General features: G+C 71.9%; 24 protein-coding genes. 14 read left to right on the plus strand and 10 right to left on the minus strand.

Annotation, left to right across the window (positions count from 1 at the left end; all coding sequences use genetic code 11):
- Nucleotides 1-59: 59 nt before the first annotated feature.
- Nucleotides 60-1,265, minus strand: a complete 1,206-nt coding sequence (locus tag ABT085_RS20700; RefSeq protein WP_351609650.1) for a mechanosensitive ion channel family protein — start codon at nucleotides 1,263-1,265, stop codon at nucleotides 60-62.
- 104 nt (nucleotides 1,266-1,369) lie between these two features.
- Here ABT085_RS20700 and ABT085_RS20705 point away from each other — a divergent pair, with 104 nt between their 5' ends.
- A complete protein-coding gene (locus ABT085_RS20705) occupies nucleotides 1,370-1,942 on the plus strand; it encodes a dienelactone hydrolase family protein (protein WP_351609653.1) in 573 nt (190 codons plus the stop codon).
- 4 nt (nucleotides 1,943-1,946) lie between these two features.
- Here the strand turns inward: ABT085_RS20705 and ABT085_RS20710 are convergent, their stop codons facing one another.
- From ABT085_RS20710 to ABT085_RS20725, 4 genes are all read right to left on the minus strand, one after another.
- Nucleotides 1,947-3,608: an alkaline phosphatase D family protein gene (locus tag ABT085_RS20710; RefSeq protein ID WP_351609656.1), complete on the minus strand. Its 1,662-nt coding sequence runs from the start codon at nucleotides 3,606-3,608 to the stop codon at nucleotides 1,947-1,949.
- 193 nt (nucleotides 3,609-3,801) lie between these two features.
- A complete protein-coding gene (locus tag ABT085_RS20715; protein ID WP_351609659.1) occupies nucleotides 3,802-4,650 on the minus strand; it encodes a thioredoxin domain-containing protein in 849 nt (282 codons plus the stop codon).
- A 64-nt stretch (nucleotides 4,651-4,714) separates the two neighbouring features.
- On the minus strand, nucleotides 4,715-5,404 hold the full coding sequence (locus ABT085_RS20720) for a hypothetical protein (RefSeq protein ID WP_351609661.1): 690 nt from the start codon (nucleotides 5,402-5,404) through the stop codon (nucleotides 4,715-4,717).
- Between the two features lie 68 nt (nucleotides 5,405-5,472).
- The gene (locus tag ABT085_RS20725) at nucleotides 5,473-6,798 is read right to left on the minus strand and encodes a DUF2252 domain-containing protein (RefSeq protein WP_351609664.1); all 1,326 of its coding nucleotides are present in this window, start codon (nucleotides 6,796-6,798) and stop codon (nucleotides 5,473-5,475) included.
- Between the two features lie 246 nt (nucleotides 6,799-7,044).
- Between ABT085_RS20725 and dnaE the strand changes: the two genes are divergently transcribed.
- Nucleotides 7,045-10,584, plus strand: a complete 3,540-nt coding sequence (gene dnaE / locus ABT085_RS20730; protein WP_351609667.1) for a DNA polymerase III subunit alpha — start codon at nucleotides 7,045-7,047, stop codon at nucleotides 10,582-10,584.
- 119 nt (nucleotides 10,585-10,703) lie between these two features.
- Here the strand turns inward: dnaE and ABT085_RS20735 are convergent, their stop codons facing one another.
- Nucleotides 10,704-10,871, minus strand: a complete 168-nt coding sequence (locus tag ABT085_RS20735; RefSeq protein WP_351609668.1) for a hypothetical protein — start codon at nucleotides 10,869-10,871, stop codon at nucleotides 10,704-10,706.
- Nucleotides 10,872-11,108: 237 nt separating this feature from the next.
- Here ABT085_RS20735 and ABT085_RS20740 point away from each other — a divergent pair, with 237 nt between their 5' ends.
- The 4 genes from ABT085_RS20740 (at nucleotide 11,109) to ABT085_RS20755 (ending at nucleotide 15,029) form a co-directional block, all read left to right on the plus strand.
- Complete coding sequence (locus tag ABT085_RS20740; protein ID WP_351609671.1) at nucleotides 11,109-12,326, plus strand: NYN domain-containing protein; 1,218 nt, start codon at nucleotides 11,109-11,111, stop codon at nucleotides 12,324-12,326.
- Between the two features lie 108 nt (nucleotides 12,327-12,434).
- Nucleotides 12,435-13,409: an ABC transporter ATP-binding protein gene (locus ABT085_RS20745; RefSeq protein ID WP_351609674.1), complete on the plus strand. Its 975-nt coding sequence runs from the start codon at nucleotides 12,435-12,437 to the stop codon at nucleotides 13,407-13,409.
- A 74-nt stretch (nucleotides 13,410-13,483) separates the two neighbouring features.
- Entirely contained in the window at nucleotides 13,484-14,305 is an 822-nt protein-coding gene (locus tag ABT085_RS20750) for an ABC transporter permease (RefSeq protein WP_351609677.1), read from the plus strand.
- A 34-nt stretch (nucleotides 14,306-14,339) separates the two neighbouring features.
- Nucleotides 14,340-15,029 (plus strand): AAA family ATPase, encoded by a 690-nt coding sequence (locus ABT085_RS20755; RefSeq protein WP_351609680.1) that lies wholly within the window; start codon nucleotides 14,340-14,342, stop codon nucleotides 15,027-15,029.
- A 296-nt stretch (nucleotides 15,030-15,325) separates the two neighbouring features.
- Here ABT085_RS20755 and ybaK read toward each other — a convergent pair whose 3' ends face one another.
- The 4 genes from ybaK to ABT085_RS20775 form a co-directional block, all read right to left on the minus strand.
- Complete coding sequence (gene ybaK / locus ABT085_RS20760; protein ID WP_152893726.1) at nucleotides 15,326-15,826, minus strand: Cys-tRNA(Pro) deacylase; 501 nt, start codon at nucleotides 15,824-15,826, stop codon at nucleotides 15,326-15,328.
- A gap of 31 nt (nucleotides 15,827-15,857) precedes the next feature.
- Complete coding sequence (locus ABT085_RS20765) at nucleotides 15,858-16,598, minus strand: LON peptidase substrate-binding domain-containing protein (protein ID WP_351609684.1); 741 nt, start codon at nucleotides 16,596-16,598, stop codon at nucleotides 15,858-15,860.
- Between the two features lie 11 nt (nucleotides 16,599-16,609).
- Nucleotides 16,610-17,641, minus strand: a complete 1,032-nt coding sequence (locus tag ABT085_RS20770; protein WP_351609687.1) for a hypothetical protein — start codon at nucleotides 17,639-17,641, stop codon at nucleotides 16,610-16,612.
- 480 nt (nucleotides 17,642-18,121) lie between these two features.
- Nucleotides 18,122-19,699: an oxidoreductase gene (locus ABT085_RS20775; RefSeq protein WP_351609690.1), complete on the minus strand. Its 1,578-nt coding sequence runs from the start codon at nucleotides 19,697-19,699 to the stop codon at nucleotides 18,122-18,124.
- 200 nt (nucleotides 19,700-19,899) lie between these two features.
- On the opposite strand from ABT085_RS20775, the gene hisD reads away from it, so the two are divergent.
- The 8 genes from hisD to hisF are packed head-to-tail and all read left to right on the plus strand — an operon-like array spanning nucleotide 19,900 to nucleotide 25,622.
- Nucleotides 19,900-21,222, plus strand: coding sequence for a histidinol dehydrogenase (gene hisD, locus ABT085_RS20780; RefSeq protein WP_351609692.1), 1,323 nt, complete (start codon nucleotides 19,900-19,902; stop codon nucleotides 21,220-21,222).
- Entirely contained in the window at nucleotides 21,219-22,328 is a 1,110-nt protein-coding gene (locus ABT085_RS20785; RefSeq protein ID WP_351609695.1) for a histidinol-phosphate transaminase, read from the plus strand. Before hisD ends, ABT085_RS20785 begins: the two co-directional genes overlap by 4 nt.
- The gene (gene hisB / locus ABT085_RS20790; RefSeq protein WP_152893722.1) at nucleotides 22,325-22,918 is read left to right on the plus strand and encodes an imidazoleglycerol-phosphate dehydratase HisB; all 594 of its coding nucleotides are present in this window, start codon (nucleotides 22,325-22,327) and stop codon (nucleotides 22,916-22,918) included. The genes ABT085_RS20785 and hisB overlap by 4 nt, the downstream gene beginning before the upstream one ends.
- 3 nt (nucleotides 22,919-22,921) lie before the next feature.
- A complete protein-coding gene (locus tag ABT085_RS20795; RefSeq protein WP_351609703.1) occupies nucleotides 22,922-23,086 on the plus strand; it encodes a CG2302 family histidine operon protein in 165 nt (54 codons plus the stop codon).
- The gene (gene hisH, locus ABT085_RS20800) at nucleotides 23,077-23,724 is read left to right on the plus strand and encodes an imidazole glycerol phosphate synthase subunit HisH (protein WP_351609706.1); all 648 of its coding nucleotides are present in this window, start codon (nucleotides 23,077-23,079) and stop codon (nucleotides 23,722-23,724) included. Before ABT085_RS20795 ends, hisH begins: the two co-directional genes overlap by 10 nt.
- Entirely contained in the window at nucleotides 23,724-24,449 is a 726-nt protein-coding gene (gene priA / locus ABT085_RS20805; protein ID WP_351609709.1) for a bifunctional 1-(5-phosphoribosyl)-5-((5-phosphoribosylamino)methylideneamino)imidazole-4-carboxamide isomerase/phosphoribosylanthranilate isomerase PriA, read from the plus strand. Before hisH ends, priA begins: the two co-directional genes overlap by 1 nt.
- Nucleotides 24,450-24,465: 16 nt before the next feature.
- On the plus strand, nucleotides 24,466-24,870 hold the full coding sequence (locus ABT085_RS20810; RefSeq protein WP_351609711.1) for a RidA family protein: 405 nt from the start codon (nucleotides 24,466-24,468) through the stop codon (nucleotides 24,868-24,870).
- Nucleotides 24,867-25,622 (plus strand): imidazole glycerol phosphate synthase subunit HisF, encoded by a 756-nt coding sequence (gene hisF / locus ABT085_RS20815; RefSeq protein ID WP_351609714.1) that lies wholly within the window; start codon nucleotides 24,867-24,869, stop codon nucleotides 25,620-25,622. The genes ABT085_RS20810 and hisF overlap by 4 nt, the downstream gene beginning before the upstream one ends.
- The last annotated feature ends 43 nt before the right edge of the window (nucleotides 25,623-25,665 follow it).

Consider the following 25,665-nt stretch of genomic DNA (forward strand, 5'->3'; position numbering starts at 1 on the left):
CCACGGGCCTTGCCCGGAACCTGCCGGGCCCTGCCCGGAACCTGCCGGGCCGTCCGGTGTCAGCCGTGGCCCGGTCGGGGTGGCTCGGGGGTGTGCCGCAGTGCCCTGCCGCGGGACGCACCGTCGCGGGACGGGCGGTCGCGGGGATCCCCGGTGCGGGAGCCGTCGGTGCGCGGGGCGCCGTCGTGGGGCTCTCCCGCGGCGGACTCCCCGTCCGGGGGACGGCGGCTCGGCGGCAGCATCGCGTCCGCCGTGTTGACCCGCGGCAGCGCGTACGGATGCTCCGCGCACAGCCAGCGGATCATCTGCTCGCGGACCGTGACCCGTACCGTCCAGATGTCGCTCGCGTCCTTGGCCGTGACCAGGGCGCGCACCTGGAGGGTGTTCGGGGTCGCGTCGGTGACCGCGACGCCGTAGTCGCGGCCGTCCCAGGCCGGGCACTCGCGCAGGATGTCGCGCAGCCGCTCGCGCATCGCCTCGACCGGCGCCGTGTGGTCGAGGTGCCAATAGACGATGCCGGTCATCTGCGGGGTGCCGCGCGACCAGTTCTCGAACGGCTTGGACGTGAAGTACGACACCGGCATGGTGATCCGGCGCTCGTCCCAGGTCCGTACGGTCAGGAAGGTGAGCGTGATCTCCTCGACCGTGCCCCACTCGCCGTCCACGACCACCGTGTCACCGATGCGCACCATGTCGCCGAAGGCGATCTGGAGTCCGGCGAACAGGTTGCTGAGGGTGGACTGGGCGGCCACACCGGCGACGATGCCGAGGATTCCGGCCGAGGCCAGCAGGGAGGCGCCGGCCGCGCGCATCGCCGGGAAGGTCAGCAGCATCGAGGCGGCGGCGACCACGCCGACGACCGCCGCCACCACGCGCATGATCAGCTCGACCTGGGTGCGGACCCGGCGCACCCGGGCGGGATCGCTCTGGGCGCGGGCGTAGCGGCTGTACGAGGTCTCGACGATCGCGGCCGCGATCCGGATGACCAGCCAGGCCGTGGACCCGATGAGCACCAGGGTCAGCGTCCGGCCGATCCCGACGCGGTGCTCCTCCAGCAGCTTCGCCGCGTCGTACGACCCTCTCAGCAGGGCCGCGCAGAGCACGAGTTGGTAGGCGACACGGCCGCGGCGCAGCAGACCCCACAGCGGGGTCTCGCCGTGCCGTTCGTCGGCCTTGCGCAGCAGCCGGTCCGTGGCCCAGCCCAGGGCCAGCGTGAGCAGGACCGAGCCACCGATCACGATCAGCGGGCGGAGTACGTTCTCCATGCCTTCGAACCTAACCGGGCCGGGCGGAGCATGAACATGTGTGTTCCCGGTCTTCCCGGGTAGGGGTCGCGGGTCCCGGTGGTCCCGGCTGGCACCATGGCCTCATGAACATCATGCTCTTTCACTCGACCTACGGGCCGCGCCCCGCGGTGCGTGCGGCGGCGGACCGGCTGCGCGCGGCCGGGCACGAGGTGTGGACGCCGGATCTCTTCGACGGACGTACCTTCGACACGGCCGAGGAGAGCATGGCCTTCACCGCGGAGCTCGGCAAGGACGAGCTGCTCAAGCGGGCCGTCCTGGCCGCCGCGCCCTACTCCGAGCGCGGGCTCGTGTACGCGGGCTTCTCGTTCGGCGCGTCCGTCGCGCAGACGCTGGCCCTCGGCGACGAGAAGGCGCGCGGGCTGCTGCTCCTGCACGGCACGTCGGACATCGCGCCCAACGTGCACGTGGACGGGCTGCCGGTGCAGCTGCACGTGGCCGAGCCGGACCCGTTCGAGACGGACGACTGGCTGAGCGCCTGGTACCTCGGGATGCGCCGGGCCGGCGCCGACGTCGAGGTGTACCGGTACGCCGGGGCGGGCCACCTCTACACCGACCCCGGCCTGCCGGACTACGACGAGGAGGCCGCCGAGGCCACCTGGCAGGTGGCGCTCGGCTTCCTCACGACGCTCCAGTGACGGCCTAGACGGGGTCGTACGTCCGCTCGACCTTCTGGGTGCCGGTGCGGGTGCGGTACGAACGGGTCCAGGACGACGTCGCGTTGACGTTCGTGCGGTCGGACACGACGTAGTAGTCCATCTGCGCGCGGTCGGCGGTGATGTCCAGGACGCCGTAGCCGTGCCGGTCGGTGTCGACCCAGTGGACGTGCCGGTTGGCGGCGCGGATGACCGGCGCGGCGATCGCGGAGACGGTGCCCTCGGGGACCTTCACGATGTCGTCGAGGTTGTCGGAGGTCACCGAGGTGACGACGAACTCCGTGGCGGCGGAGGCGGACAGCGGGTAGGTGCCGGCGTCCACCGGCACGTCGTTGGCCCACGCCATGTGGATGTCGCCGGTGAGGAAGACCGTGTTGCGGATCGCGTTGGTCCGCAGATGGGCCAGCAGTTCGCGGCGGTCGTCGGTGTAGCCGTCCCACTGGTCGGTGTTGAGGGCGATGCCCTCCTCCGGCAGGCCCAGCAGCTTGGCCAGCGGCTTGAACAGGTCCGCGGAGAGCGAGCCGATCGCGAAGGGCGAGATCATCACCGAGTTGCCGACCAGCCGCCAGGTGGTGTCGGACGCCTTCAGGCCCGCCTTCAGCCAGTCGAGCTGGGCGCGCCCGGTGATCGTACGGTCCGGGTCGTCCACCGAACCGCTGGCCGTGGACGCCTGCTGGGAGCGGAAGGACCGCAGGTCGAGCAGGGAGAGGTCGGCGAGCTTGCCGAAGCGCAGCCGGCGGTAGGTCGTGCCCGCCAGCGCCGGACGGACCGGCATCCACTCGAAGTAGGCCTGCCGGGCGGCCGCCTGACGTGCCGCCCAGGTTCCCTCGGCGCCCTCGGTGTGGTTCTCGGCGCCGCCCGACCAGGCGTCGTTGGCGAACTCGTGGTCGTCCCAGATCGCGACGACCGGCGCCTTGTGGTGCAGGGCCTGGAGGTCGGGGTCGGTCTTGTACTTGCCGTGCCGGGTGCGGTAGTCGGCGAGGGTGAGGATCTCGTGGGTGGGCGAGGTCTGCCGTACGACGGTCCCGCGCGTGCCGTACTCGCCGGTGCCGTACTCGTAGATGTAGTCGCCCAGGTGCAGCCAGGCGTCGAGGTCGCCGCGGGCCGCGAGGTGGCGGTACGAGGAGAAGTAGCCCGCCTCCCAGTTGGCGCAGGAGACCACGCCGAAGCGCAGGCCCGGGACCGCGGCGTCGGCGGCCGGGGCGGTGCGGGTACGGGCCACGGGGGAGTCGGTGCCGTCGGCCGAGAACCGGAACCAGTAGTCGGTGGCGGGTTCCAGGCCGCGGATGTCGGCCTTGACGGTGTGGTCGGAGGCCGCGGTCGCGGTCAGGGAGCCCTTGGCGACGATGTTCGTCAGCGCCTTGTCCTTGGCCACGGTCCAGGCGACCTCGGTGTCCGGGCCCAGCCCGGAACCGGGTATCGCCTCGGCGGTCGGCGTCACGCGCGTCCACAGCAGGACGCCGTCGGGCAGCGGGTCGCCGGAGGCTACGCCGTGCAGGAAGGCGGGGGCCTCGCCGGCGGCGCGTGCGGGCAGCGCGGCGGCGAGCGGGGCGGCCAGGGCCGCGGCGGCAGCCGCGGCCTTGACGACCGTACGGCGGCGGGGCGTAAGAGAGTTGACGCCCTCGGGGGCTCTGTATCGACTGGTCACGGACGATCAGGTTACTGATCGGTATGGGCGAGAGCGGGCGAACTCGCAAAAGTTCGCCCGCTCTTCGCGTGCCGGTCGGATCGGACCCGGTCGGACGGCACCCGAAGGGGTGGGTCCGTGGAGACCGCGTGGAGACCTCGTGGAGGCCGCCCCGGGGAGCGGCCGCCCGAGGGGACCGGGTCCGCGCGGTGGATCAGGCCTTGAGGGCCGCGTCGATCGCCGTGTTGAACTCGGCCACCGTCATGGGGGCGTTCTGGCCGTCCGCACCCGTCAGCTTCTTGCCGTTCATGACCAGGCTCGGCGTGCCGTTGACGCCGTCCTTGTTGGTGTTGAAGGTCTGCGACATGGCCATCGCCCACGCGTCGTACGTGCCGTTCTTGACGGCGTTCTGGAACGTGGTGTTGCCCTTCAGCGCGGAGACCGTGTCCGCCACCTTGATCAGGTAGTCGTCGCTCTTGAACTTGTCGTCGGACTCGTCGGGGTGGTACTTCGCCGAGTAGAGCGCGGTCTTGTACTCCAGGAACGCCTCGGGGCTCACGTTCAGCGCGGCGCCCAGGGCGCTCAGCGCGTTCTTCGAGCCCTCGCCGCGGGAGCCGATCTTCACCTTGCCGTCGCCGTCGGTGTCACCGTCGAGGAAGGTGCCGCCGATGTACTCGATCTTGAACTTGCCGTCGTCGTAGTCCTTCTTGACCGTCGAGCCGACGGTCTGCTCGAACTGGGCGCAGACCGGGCAGCGCGGGTCCTCGTACAGCTTCAGCGTCTTCGTCGCCTTGCTGTCGCCGAGGACCACGGTCGTGCCGTCGGTGCCCGTGGTGTTGGCCGGTGCGACGACCTTCTCGTCCAGCACGGCCTCCCAGTGGCCGGGCTTGTTGGCCTGGACGACGGCGTAGCCTATGCCGCCCGCCGCGGCCAGCACGCCGACGACGGTGCAGGCCACGATGACCTGCCGCTTGATCTTCGCCTTCTTGGCCTGGCGCTCTCGCTCCAGGCGCAGTCGCTCCCGGGCCGCCGTCTTCGCAGACTGGCTGTTGCGCTTGCTCATGCTGATCTCCAGGTGGAACGCGCACGTGTCGTACGCGGGATACGTGTGGGGGACGGGGTTGTGCTCAGGCGAGAGCGGCCGAGCGCGGCGGTCCACGCCGTCCCAGGGAGTGCGCGAGGAGCAGGCCGCGCACGGCGGCCGTACGGCGGACCGGGCGCGGCGGGCGGCCGAGGGCCGGGGCGCGCCGCACGGTCACCGCGGCGGAGGCCAGCAGCAGCGGCCGGAACGTGGTCGCGGCCACGGCCCGCAGCAGTTGTTCCAGGGCTCGTTCGCCGCGGCACAGCCAGGTGCTCGCGAGCAGGCCGACGCCGATGTGCGCGCCGAGCAGCAGCCAGGCCGTGGCCGGGTCGGCGTGGGCGAGCAGCGCCGCCACCCGGTCGGTGTCCGTGCCGGTCACGCCCGCCAGCGGGGTGCCGAGGCCGGAGCCGCCGCACAGCACGTCGAGGCCGACCGAGCGCAGCGGCCCGGCGACCGGGCCGCCCGCGCGGCCGTAGCAGACGTGCTGGCCGGTGGTGAAGACGGTGTCGGCGGCCAGCTCCAGCGGGATCAGCAGGGCGGCGATCCGCCCGAAGCCCCGCTCGCGGCCCGCCAGCGCGTACGCCACGGCGAACACGGCGACCGCGACCGCGGCCACCGTGTTCACCGGCAGCGGGACCCGCGACAGCAGCACGTGCGACGCGGTGCCGAGCGTCACGACGACTGCCGTGAACAGCGCCGCGCGCGCGGTTCTGAGGTGGGTCCCGGATATGTCCATGGCGGAGGAGAGTGTGTCATGCGCCGCGGTAAGAGACCCCTAAAGGTCCCCTGTGAGCGGCAGCACGGTCACAGACCCGGGATCCGCCCGTTGCGGAAGAGGTCCACGAAGATCTGGTGGTCGCGGCGTGCGCGGGCGCCGTAGTCGTGCGCGAAGTCGACCAGCAGACCGGCGAAGCCGTCCTCGTCGGCCGCGATCGCCGCGTCGATGGCCCGCTCCGTGGAGAAGGGCACCAGGGACTCGCCGGACTGGTCGTCCGCCGCGCCGTGCATGGTGGCGGTGGCCCGGCCGAGGTCGGCCACGACCGCGGCGATCTCCTCGGGGTCGTCGATGTCGCTCCAGTCCAGGTCGACCGCGTACGGCGAGACCTCGGCGACCAGCTGGCCCGCGCCGTCCAGCTCGGTCCAGCCCAGCCACGGGTCGGCGTGCGCTTGGAGGGCGCGCTGGGAGATCACCGTGCGGTGGCCCTCGTGCTGGAAGTAGTCGCGGATCGAGGAGTCCGTGATGTGGCGGGAGACGGCCGGGGTCTGGGCCTGCTTGATGTAGATCACGACATCGTTCTCCAGGGCGTCGCTGTTGCCCTCCAGAAGGATGTTGTACGACGGCAGGCCGGCCGAGCCGATGCCGATGCCGCGGCGGCCGACGACGTCCTTGACGCGGTAGGAGTCGGGGCGGGCCAGGGACGACTCCGGCAGGGTCTCCAGATAGCCGTCGAAGGCGGCGAGCACCTTGTAGCGGGTGGCGGCGTCCAGCTCGATGGAGCCGCCGCCGGGCGCGAAGCGGCGCTCGAAGTCACGGATCTCGGTCATCGAGTCCAGCAGCTCGAAGCGGGTCAGCGAGCGGGCGTCGCGCAGCGCGTCCAGCAGCGGGCCCTGGGCGGTGTCCAGGGTGAACGGCGGCACCTCGTCGCGCTTGGCGCCGGTCGCCAGGGCGTGGATCCGCTCGCGGTACGCGCCCGCGTACACCTCCACCAGTTCGGTGATCTGGTCGTCGCTGAGCGCCTTGGCGTACCCGATGAGCGCCACCGAGGCGGCGAACCGCTTGATGTCCCAGGTGAACGGGCCGACGTAGGCCTCGTCGAAGTCGTTGACGTTGAAGATCAGCCGGCCGTTGGCGTCCATGTACGTGCCGAAGTTCTCCGCGTGCAGGTCGCCGTGGATCCAGACGCGCGAGGTGCGCTCGTCCAGGTACGGGCCGCCGCGCCGTTCGGCGGCGAGGTCGTGGTAGAAGAGGCTCGCCGTGCCGCGGTAGAACGCGAAGGCCGAGGCCGCCATCTTCCGGAACTTCACGCGGAACGCGGCCGGGTCGGCGGCCAGGAGCCGGCCGAAGGCGGTGTCGAAGACGGCGAGGATTTCCTCACCGCGTTGCTCGGCGCTGAGCTGCGGGACCGACATCGCTGGGTGCCTCCTGGTGCAGGTGATGCCTGACGTGTGGGACGAATCTCATCGCACGCGGGCGCGGACCGTCCGCCCTGCCCAACGCGCGAGGGAGCACGGGAGTGCCCGTGTTCCTCCGCCTGAAGGTACGCGCGGGAGCCCGCCGGGTGTCAGTGTCGAGGCATAGACTTCGACGCTGTCCCCCAGACTGTCCGCAGCCTGTCGGACCCCCGTCCCTCTTTGTTCGCCCTGGAGGCCGCAGCCGTGTCAAAGCCGCCGTTCACGCACCTGCACGTCCACACCCAGTACTCGCTGCTGGACGGTGCCGCGCGGCTCAAGGACATGTTCGACGCGTGCAACGAGATGGGCATGACGCACATCGCCATGTCCGACCACGGCAACCTCCACGGGGCGTACGACTTCTTCCACAGCGCGAAGAAGGCCGGGGTCACCCCGATCATCGGCATCGAGGCGTACGTCGCGCCCGAGTCGCGGCGCAACAAGCGCAAGATCCAGTGGGGCCAGCCGCACCAGAAGCGCGACGACGTCTCCGGTTCGGGCGGTTACACGCACAAGACGATCTGGGCGGCGAACGCCACCGGTCTGCACAACCTCTTCCGCCTCTCCTCGGACGCCTACGCCGAGGGCTGGCTCCAGAAGTGGCCCCGGATGGACAAGGAGACCATCGCCCAGTGGTCCGAGGGGCTCATCGCCTCCACCGGCTGCCCCTCCGGCGAGCTCCAGACCCGGCTGCGCCTGGGCCAGTTCGACGAGGCGCTGAAGGCGGCCGCCGACTACCAGGACATCTTCGGCAAGGACCGCTACTTCCTGGAGCTGATGGACCACGGCATCGAGATCGAGCACCGGGTCCGCGACGGCCTCCTGGAGATCGGCAAGAAGCTCGGCATCCCGCCGCTGGTCACCAACGACTCGCACTACACCTACGCGCACGAGGCGACCGCCCACGACGCCCTGCTGTGCATCCAGACCGGCAAGAACCTCTCCGACCCGGACCGCTTCAAGTTCGACGGCACCGGCTACTACCTGAAGTCCACGGACGAGATGTACGCCATCGACTCCTCGGACGCCTGGCAGGAGGGCTGCCGCAACACCCTCCTGGTCGCCGAGCAGATCGACACCTCCGGCATGTTCGAGGCGAAGAACCTCATGCCGAAGTTCGACATCCCCGAGGGCTACACCGAGGTCACCTGGTTCCGGGAAGAGACCATGCGCGGCATGGCGCGCCGCTTCCCCGGCGGCATCCCGGACGACCGGATGAAGCAGGTCGAGTACGAGATGGACACCATCATCTCGATGGGCTTCCCGGGCTACTTCCTCGTGGTCGCCGACTTCATCATGTGGGCCAAGAAGCAGGGCATCGCGGTCGGCCCCGGCCGTGGTTCCGCGGCCGGTTCGATCGTCGCGTACGCCATGGGCATCACCGACCTCGACCCGATCCCGCACGGTCTGATCTTCGAGCGGTTCCTCAACCCCGAGCGCATCTCGATGCCCGACGTCGACATCGACTTCGACGAGCGCCGGCGCGTCGAGGTGATCCGGTACGTGACGGAGAAGTACGGCTCCGACAAGGTCGCCATGATCGGCACCTACGGCAAGATCAAGGCCAAGAACGCGATCAAGGACTCCGCGCGCGTGCTGGGCTACCCGTACGCGATGGGCGACCGTCTCACCAAGGCGATGCCCGCCGACGTCCTCGGCAAGGGCATCGACCTCAACGGCATCACCGACCCCTCGCACCCGCGCTACAGCGAGGCGGGCGAGATCCGCGGGATGTACGAGAACGAGCCGGACGTCAAGAAGGTCATCGACACCGCCAAGGGCGTCGAGGGCCTGGTCCGGCAGATGGGCGTGCACGCGGCCGGCGTGATCATGTCCAGCGAGCCGATCGTCGACCACGCCCCGATCTGGGTGCGGCACACCGACGGCGTGACCATCACCCAGTGGGACTACCCGCAGTGCGAGTCGCTCGGCCTGCTGAAGATGGACTTCCTGGGCCTGCGCAACCTGACGATCATGGACGACGCCGTCAAGATGGTGAAGTCCAACAAGGGCGTCGACCTCGACCTGCTGGCCCTGCCGCTCGACGACCCGAAGACCTTCGAACTGCTCCAGCGCGGCGAGACCCTCGGCGTCTTCCAGTTCGACGGCGGCCCCATGCGCTCGCTGCTGCGTCTGATGAAGCCCGACAACTTCGAGGACATCTCCGCCGTCTCCGCGCTCTACCGTCCCGGCCCGATGGGCATGGACTCGCACACCAACTACGCGCTGCGCAAGAACAAGCTCCAAGAGATCACCCCGATCCACAAGGAGCTGGAGGCGCCCCTCGAAGAGGTCCTCGCGGTCACCTACGGCCTGATCGTCTACCAGGAGCAGGTGCAGAAGGCCGCCCAGATCATCGCCGGGTACTCGCTCGGCGAGGCCGACATCCTGCGCCGCGTCATGGGCAAGAAGAAGCCCGAGGAACTGGCGAAGAACTTCACCATCTTCCAGGCCGGCGCCCAGAAGAACGGCTACAGCGACGAGGCCATCCAGGCCCTGTGGGACGTGCTGGTCCCGTTCGCCGGCTACGCGTTCAACAAGGCGCACTCGGCCGCGTACGGACTGGTGTCGTACTGGACCGCCTACCTCAAGGCCAACCACCCCGCCGAGTACATGGCCGGACTGCTGACCTCGGTCAAGGACGACAAGGACAAGTCGGCCGTCTACCTCAACGAGTGCCGGCGCATGGGCATCAAGGTGCTCCCGCCGAACGTCAACGAGTCGGTGCACAACTTCGCCGCCCAGGGCGACGACGTGATCCTCTTCGGCCTGGAGGCCGTGCGCAACGTCGGCACCAACGTGGTCGAGTCGATCATCCGCAGCCGCAAGGCCAAGGGCAAGTACGCCTCCTTCCCCGACTACCTCGACAAGGTCGAGGCGGTCGCGTGCAACAAGCGCACCACGGAGTCGCTGATCAAGGCGGGCGCCTTCGACACCATGGGGCACACCCGCAAGGGCCTCACCGCGCAGTACGAGCCGATGATCGACAACGTGGTCGCGGTCAAGCGCAAGGAGGCCGAGGGCCAGTTCGACCTGTTCGGCGGGATGGGCGAGGACGACACCAGCGAACCGGGCTTCGGGCTGGACGTCGAGTTCACCACCGACGAGTGGGACAAGACGTATCTGCTCGCCCAGGAGCGGGAGATGCTCGGCCTGTACGTCTCCGACCACCCGCTGTTCGGTCTGGAGCACGTGCTGTCCGACAAGGCCGACGCGGGCATCGCCCAGCTCACCGGCGGCGAGCACGCGGACGGCGCGGTCGTCACCATCGGCGGCATCATCTCGGGCCTCCAGCGCAAGATGACCAAGCAGGGCAACGCCTGGGCCATCGCCACCGTGGAGGACCTCGCGGGCTCCATCGAGTGCATGTTCTTCCCGGCCACCTACCAGCTGGTGTCGACCCAACTCGTCGAGGACGCTGTGGTGTTCGTCAAGGGCCGGCTCGACAAGCGCGAGGACGTCCCCCGGCTGGTCGCGATGGAGCTCCAGGTCCCCGACCTGTCCAACGCGGGCACCAACGCGCCGGTGATCCTCACCATCCCGGCCACCCGGGTCACCCCGCCGATGGTCAGCAGGCTCGGTGAGATCCTCAGCCACCACAAGGGCGACAGCGAGGTCCGCATCAAGCTCCAGGGGCCGACCAGGACCACGGTGCTGCGTCTCGACCGGCACCGGGTGAAGCCGGACCCGGCCCTGTTCGGCGATCTGAAGGTGCTGCTCGGCCCGGCCTGTCTGGCCGGCTGAGCAGGCTTCCGGCTTCCCGCGTCCGACGCGTGAGGGGCGCATCCGTGCAAGGATGCGCCCCTCGGTGTCATGCCCGGGCCTCGGCGGCCCGCTGGGCTCAACAGCCCTTTATGAAGATGTCAGTTGTGGCCGAATCGCTTCTGCTTGCCCTTGCGTGCCATGTCGCCGGGAGTGATCTGCTGCGAGGCCCGCTGTTCGGCCTGCGACTCCATCGACGACTGGTGCGCGGCCTGCTGACTGCGCTCGGACTGCGGCTGCTTTCGCTCACGGTTCTTGTTCTTGGCCATGGTGCTCTGCCTCCTGAGGGGGATCTAGGGGCCAGGGCCGGGACCAGATTCACATAAGCTGACATCAACCGCATTTTGGATAATTACCGTGTGTGACGCGGGTGGTCGGAGAGCCACACCGGGCCGCGATGTCCCGAAACGCCACGCCGAAGATCGAGTTCGAGCCGTTAACCTCCGCGTGGTCGGGCAGACTCGAAGGAAGCCTGAAACAAACCTCCCGGGAAGAGGGTGAGTCGCGTGGATCGCTGCATCGTCCTGGTGGACGCCGGTTATCTCCTGGGGGCCGCGGCCAGTCTGCTCGCCGGGGAGCCCTCGCGATCCCGTATCGCCGTCGACCACGCCGCCCTCATCCAGGGGCTGCGCGAGCGCGCCGAGTCCGACACGGAACGGCAGCTGCTGCGCATCTACTGGTTCGACGGCGCCCCCGACCGCGTCCCCCAGCCCGAACACCGCAGACTGCGGGTGATGCCCCGGGTCACGGTCCGGCTGGGCGCGCTGACCCGCAGCGACGGCCGCTGGGCCCAGAAGGGCGTGGACGCCGCGATGCACGCCGAACTGACCGAGCTGGCCCGCAACCGCGCGTGCTCCGACATCGTCCTCGTCACCGGCGACGGCGACCTGCTGCCGGGCATGATGGCCGCCAAGGAGCACGGCGTCGCCGTCCACCTGTGGGCCGTGCAGGCCGCCGACGGCGACTACAACCAGTCCGAGGACCTGGTCGCCGAGGCCGACGAGCGCCGCGTCCTGGACCGCACCTGGATCACCAAGGCCGTCCGCGCCAAGGACCTCGGCGGAGTCTGCGCACCGCCGCCCGTGCCGCGGCCCGAGATCGCCGCGATCCTGTCCGCGCCGCTGCCCGACGCGGGCCTGACGGCCGCGTCCGAGCCGTCCGCCGAGACCCCGGAGCACGCGGCCGCCGCCCAGAACGGCACCCAGGAACCGGTGTCCGCGCCCAAGGGCGTCCCCACCCCCAAGGACCTGGCCGCCCTGCGCGCGCCCGGTGCGCACGCCGTCCAGCACCCCACGACCGCCACCCTGCGCTGGTCCTCCGACAAGGGCTGGGTCGACCGCCCCGGCGGCACCGCCGCCGAACCCCCCGAGGTCGCCTCGATGCCGACGCTCGCCCAGCTGACCACGGCCGAGCAGCGCTGGGCCGACCGCGAGGAGGACATCACCACCGTCGGCGGGGACCCCTACGAGGTCGGCCAGGTCTTCGCCCGCCGGTGGATGGAGCGCCTCGGCGACCAGGGCGGCCACCGGCAGAAGCTGTCCGGGATGTACCCGCGGATCCCGCACCGCATCGACGGCGAGCTGCTGCGCTACGCGGCCCGCTTCGGACTGCTGGCCCACAAGGACGACCAGATCGACGAGCACGACCGGTACGCCATCCGGGCGGGTTTCTGGCGGGAGATCGACGTCCGCACGGGCGCGGAGCACGCCCCGGCCGGGGAGTGAACGGGGGCGGCGAACCCGCCCCGAGCGCCGGTCGGCGTCCCGGACCCCGTAGTCTCGTCCCTTGTGAGTACGCGCGCGACACCGGACCTTCCAGACAGTGGTGGGGTCGTGTGCGCCGTGCGCGGGCTGACCAAGACGTATCCGGCGCTGCGGGGCAGACGCGGCACACCCGGCACACCCGCGGTGCGGGCCACCGACGACGTGCACCTGGAGGTGCGGCGCGGTGAGATCTTCGGCCTGCTCGGCCCCAACGGCGCCGGGAAGACCTCGCTCGTACGACAGCTCACGGGGCTGATGCGGCCCGACAGCGGCACCGTCGAGATCCTCGGCCACGACATCGTGCGCCACCCGGAGCGGGCCGCACGGCTGCTCGCCTACCTCGGCCAGGAGTCCACCGCCCTCGACGAGCTCACCGTCTCGCTCGCCGCCGAGACCACCGGACGGCTGCGCGGCCTCGACGCGCACCGGGCGCGGGCCGAGCGCGACGCCGTGCTCGACGAACTCGGGCTCGCGCCGATCGCCGGCCGGCCGCTGAAGAAGCTGTCCGGCGGCCAGCGGCGGCTCGCCTGCTTCGCCACCGCGCTCGTCGGGGAGCGGCCCCTGCTCGTGCTCGACGAGCCGACCACCGGCATGGACCCGGTGGCCCGGCGGGCCGTGTGGGGCGCCGTCGACCGGCGGCGGGCCGAGCGCGGCACCACCGTCCTGCTGGTCACCCACAACGTCATCGAGGCCGAGACCGTCCTCGACCGGGTCGCCGTCCTCGACAAGGGACGGGTGATCGCCTGCGACAGCCCGGCCGGTCTCAAGGAGCAGGTCGCGGGCGAGGTGCGGGTCGAGCTGGTGTGGCGGGAACGCCCGCCGCTGGAGGTGCCCGAGGTGGCCGCGCTGCGCGACCGGGTCGCGGAGTCCGGACGCCGCTGGACGCTGCGGCTGGCGCCCGAGGAGGCGCGCGCGGTCGTCGCCACCGTCACCGGCGGGGCCGCCTTCGCCGCCCTGGACGACTTCACCCTCGCCACGCCCAGCCTGGAGGACGTGTACCTGGCGCTGGGCGGCGCCGCGCGGCAGGGGCTGGTGAGGGCGTGAGCACTCCCACGGCCTCATCCGTACCGAACGGGGCGAGCACCGCAGTGGACCAGAGTGAAGGGGAGCAGCGCGACGTGAGTGTCGTACCCGCCGAGGTTCTGCCGGGTGGCGTCCTGGCCGTGCAGGAGACGGCGCCGCAGGCCGCCGAGCTCGGGCCGCGTGCGCGGCTGTGGCCGGCGCTGGCGGCCGTGTACCGGGCCCAGCTGTCCCGGGCCCGGGTGGCCAGGATCCCGCTGCTGTTCGTGGCGACCTTCCAGTCCGTCGGCATCCTGATCATGATGCGGGGTGTCGTCGACGGCGGCAGCGAGGCCGAGTCCGTGGTGGCCGGCTCGTCGGTCCTCGTCGTGGCCTTCGTCGCGCTGAACCTGCTCGCCCAGTACTTCGGGCAGCTGCGCTCCAGCGGCGGCCTCGACCACTACGCGACCCTCCCGGTGCCACCGGCCGCGGTCGTGCTCGGGGCGGCCGGCGCGTACGCGTCGTTCACCGTGCCGGGGACCGTGGTCACCGCCGTGTTCGGCTGCGTGCTGTTCGGGCTGCCGATGGCCAACCTCTGGATCCTCGCCGCGGTGATCCCGCTCGCCGGCGCCGCGCTCGCCGGGCTCGGTGCCGCGCTCGGACTGCTGGCGCCGCGGCCGGAGCTGGCCACCGTGCTCGGGCAGCTCGGCATGTCGGCGGCCCTGCTGCTCGGTGTGCTGCCGCCCGAGCGGATGCCCGAGGCCGTCCGGTTCGCCCGGGACCTGCTGCCGTCGACCTACGGCGTGGAGGCCTGCGCGCGGACCTTCTCGGCGCACCCCGACTGGGCCCTCGTACTCGGTGACCTGGCCGTGTGCGCACTGGTCGGCGTCGTCTCGCTGGCCGTGGCGACCCGGGCGTACCGCCGGGCCGCGGTCCGGTGACGCGCCGCGGCGACGGGCCTGGCACGATGTCAGGGTGACCGCACCACTGACTCCGCCTCCGCCGCCGCACGAACAGCCCCCGCACGACGCGTGGCCGCCGTCGCCCGGCGGGTACGGCGGGCCGGCTCCCGCGCCGCAGGACGACCTGTACGGACAGGACGGTCCCGGTATGCGGGCCGAGGTGATCGAGGCCGTCGTCGTCACCCTGGCGCTCGCGGTGACCGGTCTGCTGCTGGGGCTGCTGTGGTGGTGGCTGGCGCCGCACGTGCCGCTGGTCGGCGACGTGGGCGAGGGCCGCTGGGCCGTCTACCTCAAGGACACCGAGGGCGAGCAGGCGATCGGCGTGGACGGAACGTTCACGCTGCTGGCGCTGGCCTTCGGGGCCGTGAGCGCGCTCGGCGTGTTCCTGTGGCGCCGGCGCGGCGGGGTGCCGCTGATCGTGGCGCTCGGTGTGGGCGGGCTGCTCGGGGCGCTGCTGGCGTGGCGGGTCGGGGTGTGGCTGGGACCCACCTCGGACGTGCTCGCGCACGCCAAGGCCGTGGGCAAGGGCGTGACGTTCTCCGCGCCGCTGAAGCTGGGGGCGAAGGGGGCGCTGCTGGCATGGCCCCTGGCGGCTCTGGTGGTGCACATGGGGCTGATGGGCCTGTTCGGGCCGCGGGACCCCGACCCGTACGCGTATCCGCACCAGCAGCCGCCGTCGCCGTACGGGGAGCCGAAGAAGTAGAGCGCGGTGCGGGCGGCGGGTGCGGCAGGGTTTCCCCGCTCCCGTCGCCCTTTGTCGTGGGCAGGGCCTGCGCCCCGCCGTCGCCTGCCGTCACCGGGGCCTGCCGCCCCGGACGCACGCCGTCGGCCTCGAAGCCCCCGCGGGCTTGATGCCCTCGTGGGCTCCATGCCCTTGCGGGGCTTATGCCGGGCGCCTGCCGTGGTTCGAGTGGCCCTTCCTGACGCGCCACTTGCGCTTGCGTGTTCGCTTCGACATGTCCCTCGTACTTAACCGAGGAAGCCGCCGCCGTCGAGGGGTCAGGCGCGGCCGATGGGCGCCAGGGTCGCGGCCGTGAGGCCGGCGAGGTCGGTGGGGGAGAGTTCCACCTCCAGGCCGCGGCGGCCCGCGGAGACGCAGATGGTGGAGTGGCCGGTGGCCGAGTCGTCCAGGACGGTACGGAGCTTCTTGCGCTGGCCGAGCGGGGAGATGCCGCCGCGGACGTACCCCGTGGTGCGCTCCGCCAGGGCCGGGTCCGCCATGACCGCCCGCTTGCCGCCGACCGCCGACGCCAGGGCCTTCAGGTCGAGCTGGCCCGCCACGGGGACCACGGCCACCGTCAGCGCGCCGTCCACGTCCGCCACCAGCGTCTTGAAGACGCGCTCGGGGGAGACCCCCATGGCCTCGGCCGCCTCCTCGCCGTAGGAGGGGTGGGCGGGGTCGTGCTCGTAGGCGTGGACCGTGTAGTCCACGCCGGCCGCGGTCAGCGCCACGGTCGCGGGCGTGCCGCCCGGCTGCTGCTTCTTCGCCTTCTTCGCCATGCCGGCCGGCTCCTCGGGGTGCGTTCGTACGTCAGTTCAGGCTGGTCGGGGTGCGCGTCAGCTCCGACGCGGGCAGCGACGGCAGATTGCGGATGATGGCCGTCTCGGAGCGCAGCAGCTTCAGCTCGTCCCGCAGCCGGGACGCGGTGTCGGGGGCCTGGAGCAGCCGCTGCTTGGTGGGCGTGTCGAGCATGATCGCGGCCGCCACCAGGTAGGACACCACGGACGGTTCGTCCGGCAGGTCCGCGCCCGTCGTCAGGGACCGCTCCCGGGCGCCCGCCAGCCGCTTCTGGTACTGCTTGAACGCCCGCAGCACACCCTCGGCCAGTGCTCCGGCCTCGTCGCCCGGCTCCTCCGGGAGCTCCTCCAGCTCGGCGGTCAGGAACGGCCCCGACGCGTCCACGGACACCAGGCGCACCCGGGTCGTGCCGGTCGCCAGCACCTCGAAGGTGCCGTCCGACCGCTCCCGGATCGTCGCCGCGTCGGCGATGCAGCCGATGCCGTGGAACGCCTTCGCCGGGTCCGTGCCGAAGCCCGCGGCCGGCCCGCGCTCGGGCACGGCGGTCGGGTCGGGCATGCCCGGCGCACTGGGCGCCACTTCATGGCCGTCGCGGATGGTCACGACGGCGAACCGGCGCGGTTCGTCCTCGGGGGTCTTCAGCAGCTCGCGCATCATGGCGCGATAGCGCTCCTCGAAGATGCTGAGCGGCAGGACGAGACCCGGGAAGAGCACCGAGTTCAGGGGGAAGAGCGGAAGCCGGACGGTGGTCACGGCGCAGAAGCCTAATGGCCGACGGAGCGGTCGCGGTCGCCGCGCCCGTTCCGTGGACCCCGGCCGGGCTCCGCCCAGGGCGTCCGCAGGACGCTCTCGCGCACTTCCAGGAACCGCCCCAGCGGGTCGTCGGAGACCCGGTCCCAGGGGAAGGAGGTGACGTACGGGCCGGTCAGCCGCAGCTGTTCCCGGGCGTCCGCCTGGCGGCCGAGGCGCACCAGGACGTAGACCGCGAGGTTGCGGATCTCCGCGGGCCAGGGGTCGGCCGCCGGGTACCGGGCGGACAGCGCGATCGTCCGGTCGGCCGCTGCGTCCAGCCGTTCACGCGGCACCGCGGGGCCGCAGCCGTCGGTGAGGTAGGTGAAGGCCGCGCGCAGCGGCAGCGCCTGGACGAGCGAGTCGGACGGCGCGTCCTGGGCGGCCCGCTCGGCGAAGTCGAAGCACTCGCGGTGCGAGCCGTGCCAGGCGCCCGCGAGGTACTTCAGGGCCGCCACATGACAGCCGTGGTGGTGCGGTGAGCGGCGGACCGCCGCCTCCCACAGCTCCCCGAAGTAGCGGTGTCCGGCGCGCGAACCGCGCGCGTGGTCCAGCGCCAGCCGCCACGGCACCGGGTCGCGGTCGTCGCTGCGCGCGGCGGCCGTGATCAGCGGGCTGGCGGACCGCAGCAGCTCCGTGCGGGCCGGGGAGTCCCAGACGCGGCGCACCGCGAGCTGGGCGCCGACCAGCAGCACGTCCGGGTCGCCCGGGGCGGCGGCGCGCCAGTTCTCGAACCATTCGTCGCGGCAGCGGGCGAAGGACGCGAGGCGTATCACGTACCGGTCGCGGCTCTCCCAGTCGGCACGGCGGCGGGTGGCTGCGAGCAGCCCGGCGGCCGGCCCGTAATCGCCCCGGGCGGCCGCGACCAGTGCCGGGGCCACGCGTTCGTCGGGCGCGTCGAGGAGCACCTCGTCGTCGTCGGGGGGTCCGGCGACCGGGCGGGGGGCAGCGGTTCTCATCCGCGACGCCCGGATGAAGGGGGGCAGCAGAGCCATGGTGCCGCCCATTGAAAAGCCGCAGGTCGTGGCGGCGCCAGAGGCTCCACGGAAGAAATGGAAAGTTGTACGACTGTTGGTCAAGGACGGGTAAAACGTAGTGATCAAGCAGCTGTGGACCGGCTGTGGGCGTACCGCGGGTAAGGGTCGGTCGCCCGGCTGCCGGGCCGCGCCCCTGCACGGCCCGGCGGACCGTACGGAGGGCCGGGCAGGCCATACCCGCAGCCCGCCCCGCTGTTCGGCCCCGCAGCCCCTCCCGCGCGCCCCGCGGCCCGCCCGGCCGTCGCGCGGCCATCCGCGGGCGGTCCGTCGCGCGGCCGCCGTGCGCCTGCCCGTACGCCGGCTCTACGCCAAACGCCGTATGTCGTCCGTACGTCGTCCGGCCGGTCGCGGATGGTCCGTCGGGTGGGGGTGTGCGGGGCCCCGCCCGCCGCGGCCGGGCGCGGGCGTCGTGGTGAGGCCCCCGGAGTCCGTCCGCACGGCCCCCGGACGTCAGCTGCGCCGGAGCATCCGGGTGGCCCCCGTCGCCACCGTCGTCGCCAGGACCCAGCCGAGCAGGATCATCGCCGCCGCCAGCCACTGCCGGCCGCCGCTGAGCTGCCACTCGTCGGCCTGGCCCAGGTCGATGACCGGCAGCAGCAGGTCCAGGGCGAACAGGGCCGGATCCCACTCCGGATGCCCGTCGCCGTTGACGGGCGGGCGCCCGGCGCGGGCGAAGGCCAGCGTCCCCGCCGCCCACAGCACCGCCATCCACACCGCCGCCCGGCCCGGCCGGTAGCCGTAGGCGACCGTCCAGTCCTGCGCGTACCCCCAGAGCTTGGCGGCCGGCGGCAGGGTCTCCCGGCGGTGGCGCTGCTTGGCGAGGAGCACCTCGCGGGCGTCCTCGTCCTCGCCGCTCTCGCGCAGCACGGCCGCGAGCCGCTCGTACGGCTCCGGGTTGTACTCGGCGGTCGCCGCGGCCACCCACCCCAGGCGCTCGGTCAGCGGGAACGGGCCGTGCGGCACGAGGTTCTCGTACGAGAAGCCGCCCATGTGCAGCCGGCCGGGGCCCGGCCAGCTGGCCGCCCGGTCGACGAGGTTGACGATCCGCGCCCCGGACAGCACGACCGTGCCGCGCTGCGGCCGCTCTCCGAGGAAACGAAGCTCGGGGGTCTGCACCCGCAGCAGCGACAGCGCCTGGTCGTCGGTGAGCAGGAACCGGGCCCGCTCCAGGTCGACCGCGTCCCCGAACCGCCCGTCGTCCAGCCGCAGCCCGCCCCGGCACTCGAACCGCTGCACCCGCGTGCCCTGCGGCGGGGTCGCGCCGTTCGGCACCTGGGCGCCCACGCCCGCCGGGGTCAGGTACAGCGTGCGCCCGACGGTCAGCTGGGGCGCGTTCAGGGCGAACCGGGTGTACGTGTTGGCCAGTCGCGCGCCGCGCAGACTCAGCGACACGCCCACCGTCGCGGCGCGCAGGCTCAGCTCGCCGTGCGACTCCAGGAGCTCGGCCTGCAGGTCCTGCCCCACCGACATGCCGTCGGCGGCGATCGAGCGGCCGCTGCGGTCGCGGTCGACGACGGCCTCGTTGAGCAGCAGGTCCGTGCCGATGTGCGCGTCGGTGAGCCGGACCCCCTGGTGGAATCGGCAGCGCGGCAGATGCAGGTCGCCCTCGGTGTGCACCCGGGCCGCCTCCAGCCGCGGCACCGCGCAGTTCACCAGGCGGACGGTCGTGAAGCGGGCCTCCGGCAGCAGCACCTCCCGCTCGAAGCGGCAGTTCTTCAGCTCCATGTACGGCACCACCGTGCCGCCGGCGAGATCCAGCACCCCGCTGATCTGCACCCCGGCCAGTTTCAGCGACGCCACCCGCCCGGCCAGCGCGGGCGGCCCGTCCAGCAGCAGCCAGGCCAGTATCCGGGCCCGCACGGTCCGCTCGGGTCCCCAGGGGTGCCCTCCGTGCGGGTCGTCGACGGCCGCGTCCCCGCTGCGGAGGTCGTACACGGTGCCGTTGCGGAACGACTGCCACATGCCGGCCTCGGCGGCGGTCAGGTCGTCCGGCAGATCCCCGGTGCGGGTCTGGGTCCCCTCGGTCACGGTTCTTCACTCCCTCCCCGGCTACTCGCGGGTCGCTTCGCCGCCAGGCGTTGATGCCCGCTGAGTGACGCGCCGAACGCAAGACGTGAAGGGGATCTTCCGGGTTCGGGCGGAATGCGCCACCTGCCCGGGCCGCCGCTCTGTATCAGCCATTGATACGCGCGGACGGCGTCCGATCCGGGTCTGCGAGAATTGAGTCCGTGATCTCCCGAATCGATCTGCGCGGCGACGCCCTCCCCGAGGGCCTCGCCCTGCGCGACCTGCTGCCCCGAGCCGACTTCGACGTCTCGGCCGCCCTGGAGAAGGTGCGTCCGATCTGCGAGGCCGTGCATCATCGGGGCGACGCGGCACTGATCGACTTCGCCGAGAAGTTCGACGGCGTACGGCTGGAGTCCGTACGCGTCCCGGCCCGGGCGCTGGCCGACGCGCTGGAGCAGCTCGACCCGGCCGTGCGCGCGGCCCTGGAGGAGTCCGTCCGGCGCGCCCGGCTCGTGCACCGTGCCCAGCGCCGTACGACGCACACGACCCAGGTGGTGCCCGGCGGCTCGGTGACCGAGAAGTGGGTGCCGGTCGACCGGGTCGGGCTGTACGCGCCCGGCGGCCGGTCCGTCTATCCCTCCTCCGTGATCATGAACGTGGTGCCCGCGCAGGAGGCCGGCGTCCCGTCGCTCGCACTCGCCTCGCCGGCCCAGGCCGAGTTCGGCGGGCTGCCGCACCCCACGATCCTCGCCGCCTGCGCCCTGCTCGGCGTCGACGAGGTCTACGCGGCGGGCGGCGCCACCGCCGTCGCGATGTTCGCGTACGGCACCGAGTCCTGCCCGCCCGCCAACATGGTCACCGGCCCCGGCAACATCTGGGTCGCCGCCGCCAAGCGCTTCTTCACCGGGAAGATCGGCATCGACGCCGAGGCCGGACCGACCGAGATCGCGATCCTCGCGGACGCCACGGCCGACCCGGCGCACGTCGCCGCCGACCTGATCAGCCAGGCCGAGCACGACCCGCTCGCGGCCGCCGTCCTCGTCACCGACTCGGTCGAACTGGCGGACGCGGTGGAGCGGGAGCTCCAGCCGCAGGTCGAGGCCACCAAGCACATCGACGACCGGATCCTGCCCGCGCTCAAGGGCAGGCAGTCGGCGATCGTGCTCGTCGACGGCGTCGAGGAGGGCCTGCGGGTGGTCGACGCCTACGGCGCCGAGCACCTGGAGATCCAGACGGCCGACGCCGCTGCAGTCGCCGACCGGGTGCGCAACGCCGGCGCGGTCTTCGTCGGCCCCTGGGCGCCGGTGTCGCTGGGCGACTACGCGGCCGGCTCCAACCACGTGCTGCCGACCGGCGGCTGCGCCTGCCACTCCTCGGGCCTGTCCGTGCAGTCGTTCCTGCGCGGTATCCACATCGTCGACTACACGAAGGACGCGCTGGCCGAGGTCGCGCATCACGTGGTCACGCTGGCGGAGGCGGAGGACCTGCCCGCGCACGGCGCGGCGGTCAAGGCGAGGTTCGGCTGGAAGGTGCCCGGCAAGTGACGTTCGGAATCGACGATCTGCCCGTCCGCGACGAGCTGCGCGGTCAGTCCCCCTACGGCGCGCCCCAGCTCGACGTGCCCGTGCGGCTGAACACCAACGAGAACCCCTACCCGCTGCCCGAGGTGCTGGTCGAGCGGATCACCGAGCGGGTGCGCGCGGCCGCCCGGGACCTCAACCGCTACCCGGACCGGGACGCCGTCGAGCTGCGCACCAGGCTCGCCGAGTACCTGACGAAGACCGCCGGCCACCAGGTCGGCCTCGCGAACGTCTGGGCCGCCAACGGCTCCAACGAGGTCATCCAGCAGCTGCTCCAGGCCTTCGGCGGACCGGGCCGCACGGCCATCGGCTTCGAGCCGTCGTACTCGATGCACGCGCTGATCGCGCGCGGCACCGGCACCGGCTGGATCTCCGGCCCGCGAAGCGCCGACTTCACGATCGACCTCGCCGCCGCCGAGCGGGCGATCGCCGAGAACCGGCCGGACGTCGTGTTCATCACGACCCCCAACAACCCCACCGGCAACGCGGTCCCGCGCGAGACGGTCCTCGCGCTGTACGAGGCCGCCCAGGCGGCCAAGCCGTCGATCGTGGTCGTGGACGAGGCGTACGTCGAGTTCAGCCACGGCGCCTCCCTGCTGCCGCTGCTCGAAGGACGGCCGCACCTCGTCGTCTCGCGCACCATGTCGAAGGCCTTCGGCGCGGCGGGGCTGCGCCTGGGCTATCTCGCCGCGCACCCGGCGGTGGTCGACGCCGTGCAGCTGGTCCGGCTGCCGTACCACCTGTCGGCCGTCACCCAGGCGACCGCGCTGGCGGCCCTGGAGCACACCGGCACCCTGCTGAAGTACGTCGAGCGGCTGAAGGAGGAGCGGGACCGGCTGGTCCGCGAGCTCCGGGCGATCGGCTACGAGGTCACCGAGTCGGACGCGAACTTCGTGCAGTTCGGGCGGTTCGAGGACGCCCACGTCGTCTGGCGCAAGATCCTCGACCAGGGGGTCCTGGTGCGCGACAACGGCGTACCGGGATGGCTGCGGGTCACCGCCGGCACCCCGCAGGAGAACGACGCGTTCCTCGACGCGGTCCGTGAACTGAAGAAGGAGCAGAGAGCATGAACCGCGTGGGACGCGTGGAGCGGACGACCAAGGAGACGGGTGTCCTGGTCGAGATCGACCTCGACGGCACCGGCAGGACGGACATCTCCACCGGTGTCGGCTTCTACGACCACATGCTCGACCAGCTCGGCCGGCACGGTCTGTTCGACCTGACCGTGAAGACCGAGGGCGACCTGCACATCGACTCGCACCACACCATCGAGGACACCGCCCTCGCGCTCGGCGCCGCCTTCAAGCAGGCGCTCGGCGACAAGGTGGGCATCTACCGCTTCGGCAACTGCACGGTCCCGCTGGACGAGTCCCTCGCCCAGGTCACCGTCGATCTCTCCGGCCGCCCCTACCTCGTGCACACCGAGCCCGAGAACATGGCGCCGATGATCGGCGCGTACGACACCACGATGACCCGGCACATCCTGGAGTCCTTCGTGGCCCAGGCGCAGATCGCCCTGCACGTGCACGTGCCGTACGGACGCAACGCCCACCACATCGTCGAGTGCCAGTTCAAGGCGCTCGCGCGGGCGCTGCGCTATGCGAGCGAGCGCGACCCGCGCGCCGCCGGCATTCTTCCCTCCACGAAGGGCGCGCTGTAACCCATGACCGGTCTGTCCGCCATCCTGATCGTCGTCGGGCTCTTCCTCGTCGGCGGTATCTACTCCTTCGTGAAGCAGGAGATGCCCAAGAGCCTCATCGTGCTGCTGTCCATCGCCGCCGCCATGTGCCTGGTGGCCGGTGTCGTACGGCTGGAGGTGTGGAATTGAGCACCCCCAAGAAGGTCGTCGTCTTCGACTACGGCTTCGGGAACGTGCGTTCCGCCGAACGCGCCCTCGCGCGCACCGGTGCCGAGGTCGAGATCACGCGTGACTTCGACACCGCCATGAACGCCGACGGCCTGCTGGTGCCGGGCGTCGGCGCCTTCGCCGCCTGCATGAACGGCCTGCGCGCCGCCCGCGGCGACTGGATCATCGACCGCCGGCTGTCCGGCGGCCGCCCGGTGATGGGCATCTGCGTCGGCATGCAGATCCTGTTCGCCCGCGGCATCGAGCACGGGGTGGAGACCGAGGGCCTCGACGAGTGGCCCGGCTCGGTCGAACCGCTCCAGGCCGAGATCGTGCCCCACATGGGCTGGAACACCGTCGACGCGCCGGCCGGCTCCGAGCTGTTCGCCGGCCTGGACGCCGACGCGCGCTTCTACTTCGTGCACTCCTACGCGGTCCACGACTGGTCCCTGGAGACGCACAACCCGGCCATGAACGCGCCCAAGGTGACCTGGTCGACGCACGGCAAGCCGTTCGTGGCCGCGGTGGAGAACGGGGCCCTGTGGGCCACGCAGTTCCACCCCGAGAAGTCCGGCGACGCCGGAGCCCAGCTGCTGAACAACTGGATCGGAACCCTCTGATGGCCTCGAAGCTCGAACTCCTCCCCGCCGTCGACGTCCGTGACGGCCAGGCCGTCCGCCTGGTGCACGGCGAGTCCGGGACGGAGACCTCGTACGGCTCTCCCCTGGAGGCCGCCCTCGCCTGGCAGCGGTCGGGTGCCGAGTGGCTGCACCTGGTCGACCTGGACGCCGCGTTCGGCACCGGCGACAACCGCGCCCTGATCGCCGAGGTCGCCCGCGCCATGGACATCAAGGTGGAGCTGTCCGGCGGCATCCGCGACGACGACACCCTCGCCGCCGCGCTCGCCACCGGCTGCACCCGCGTCAACCTGGGCACGGCCGCGCTGGAGACCCCCGAGTGGGTCGCCGAGGTCATCGCCCGGCACGGCGACAAGATCGCGGTGGGCCTCGACGTCCGCGGCACCACCCTGCGCGGCCGCGGCTGGACCCGCGACGGCGGCGACCTGTACGAGACGCTGGCCCGTCTCGACAAGGAGGGCTGCGCGCGGTACGTCGTCACCGACATCGCCAAGGACGGCACCCTCCAGGGCCCCAACCTGGAACTGCTGCGCAACGTCTGCGCCGCCACGGATCGCCCGGTCGTGGCGTCCGGCGGCGTGTCGTCCCTGGACGACCTGCGGGCCATCGCCGAGCTGGTACCCCTCGGAGTCGAGGGCGCCATCGTCGGCAAGGCCCTGTACGCCAAGGCGTTCACCCTGGAAGAGGCCCTGGAGGCCACATCGTGATTCAGGACACCGTGTCATGACGTCCGAGGCCGTGCGACGGGCGCAGAGCGGAAGCCCCTGGGAGGAGTCCCTCGGCTTCGCGCGCGCCGTCGCGGCGGGCGACCGCGTCCTGGTGGCGGGCACGACGTCCTTCAAAGGCCGCGTGCTGTACGGGGAGGGCGACCCGTACGAGCAGGCCAAGGTCGCCTTCACCAGCGCGGTCGAGGCGATCGGCGAGTTCGGACTCGGTATCGACGCGGTGATCCGCACGCGGATGTACCTGAGCCATGTGCGGGACGTGGAAGCCGTGGGACGCGCCCACAAGGAACTCTTCGACTCGGTGCGCCCGGTCTCGACCCTGCTGGTCGTGGAGGGCTTCGTCGACCCGCGCATCCTGGTCGAAGTGGAAATAGAAGCATTCAGAGGAGCCGTGGATTCATGACCCTGGCGGTCCGAGTCATCCCCTGCCTGGACGTGGACAACGGACGGGTCGTCAAGGGCGTCAACTTCCAGAACCTGCGCGACGCGGGCGACCCTGTCGAGATGGCGAAGGTGTACGACGCCGAGGGCGCCGACGAGCTGACGTTCCTGGACATCACCGCCTCCTCGGGCAACCGGGAGACCACGTACGACGTGGTGCGCCGCACCGCCGAGCAGGTGTTCATCCCGCTGACCGTCGGCGGCGGGGTGCGCGCCGCGGAGGACGTGGACAAGCTGCTGCGGGCGGGCGCCGACAAGGTGGGCGTGAACACGGCCGCCATCGCCCGGCCCGACCTGATCCGGGAGATCGCCGAGCGCTTCGGCCGGCAGGTCCTGGTGCTGTCGGTCGACGCCCGGCGGACGCCGTCCGGGAGCTTCGAGGTGACCACGCACGGCGGCCGCAAGGGCACCGGCATCGACGCGGTCGAGTGGGCGCACCGGGCCGCGGAGCTCGGCGCCGGCGAGATCCTGCTGAACTCGATGGACGCGGACGGCACCAAGGACGGCTACGACCTGGAGATGATCGCCGCCGTCCGCAGGCATGTGACGGTCCCGGTGATCGCCTCCGGTGGCGCGGGCCGCCTCGGCGACTTCCCGCCGGCCGTCGAGGCGGGCGCGGACGCCGTACTGGCCGCCTCCGTCTTCCACTTCGGCGATCTGCGTATCGCCGAGGTCAAGCAGACCCTGCGGGAGGCGGGCCGCCCGGTGCGGTGACGCCGCGTCCGTGCGGACAGCCGCCGCGAGCCCCGGTCACCCC

The organism is Streptomyces sp. NPDC002265 (assembly GCF_040296125.1).
In the GTDB taxonomy this organism is placed as follows: domain Bacteria; phylum Actinomycetota; class Actinomycetes; order Streptomycetales; family Streptomycetaceae; genus Streptomyces.

Excerpts from the sequence above, each read along its gene's own strand:
- ABT085_RS20705 (WP_351609653.1), top strand. The coding sequence starts at position 1,370 with ATGAACATCATGCTCTTTCACTCGACCTACGGGCCGCGCCCCGCGGTG.
- hisB (WP_152893722.1), top strand. The coding sequence starts at position 22,325 with ATGAACCGCGTGGGACGCGTGGAGCGGACGACCAAGGAGACGGGTGTC.
- ybaK (WP_152893726.1), bottom strand. The coding sequence starts at position 15,826 with ATGGCGAAGAAGGCGAAGAAGCAGCAGCCGGGCGGCACGCCCGCGACC.
- ABT085_RS20795 (WP_351609703.1), top strand. The coding sequence starts at position 22,922 with ATGACCGGTCTGTCCGCCATCCTGATCGTCGTCGGGCTCTTCCTCGTC.
- ABT085_RS20725 (WP_351609664.1), bottom strand. The coding sequence starts at position 6,798 with ATGTCGGTCCCGCAGCTCAGCGCCGAGCAACGCGGTGAGGAAATCCTC.
- ABT085_RS20735 (WP_351609668.1), bottom strand. The coding sequence starts at position 10,871 with ATGGCCAAGAACAAGAACCGTGAGCGAAAGCAGCCGCAGTCCGAGCGC.
- ABT085_RS20810 (WP_351609711.1), top strand. The coding sequence starts at position 24,466 with ATGACGTCCGAGGCCGTGCGACGGGCGCAGAGCGGAAGCCCCTGGGAG.
- ABT085_RS20715 (WP_351609659.1), bottom strand. The coding sequence starts at position 4,650 with ATGAGCAAGCGCAACAGCCAGTCTGCGAAGACGGCGGCCCGGGAGCGA.
- ABT085_RS20700 (WP_351609650.1), bottom strand. The coding sequence starts at position 1,265 with ATGGAGAACGTACTCCGCCCGCTGATCGTGATCGGTGGCTCGGTCCTG.
- hisF (WP_351609714.1), top strand. The coding sequence starts at position 24,867 with ATGACCCTGGCGGTCCGAGTCATCCCCTGCCTGGACGTGGACAACGGA.
- priA (WP_351609709.1), top strand. The coding sequence starts at position 23,724 with ATGGCCTCGAAGCTCGAACTCCTCCCCGCCGTCGACGTCCGTGACGGC.
- ABT085_RS20770 (WP_351609687.1), bottom strand. The coding sequence starts at position 17,641 with ATGGGCGGCACCATGGCTCTGCTGCCCCCCTTCATCCGGGCGTCGCGG.
- ABT085_RS20720 (WP_351609661.1), bottom strand. The coding sequence starts at position 5,404 with ATGGACATATCCGGGACCCACCTCAGAACCGCGCGCGCGGCGCTGTTC.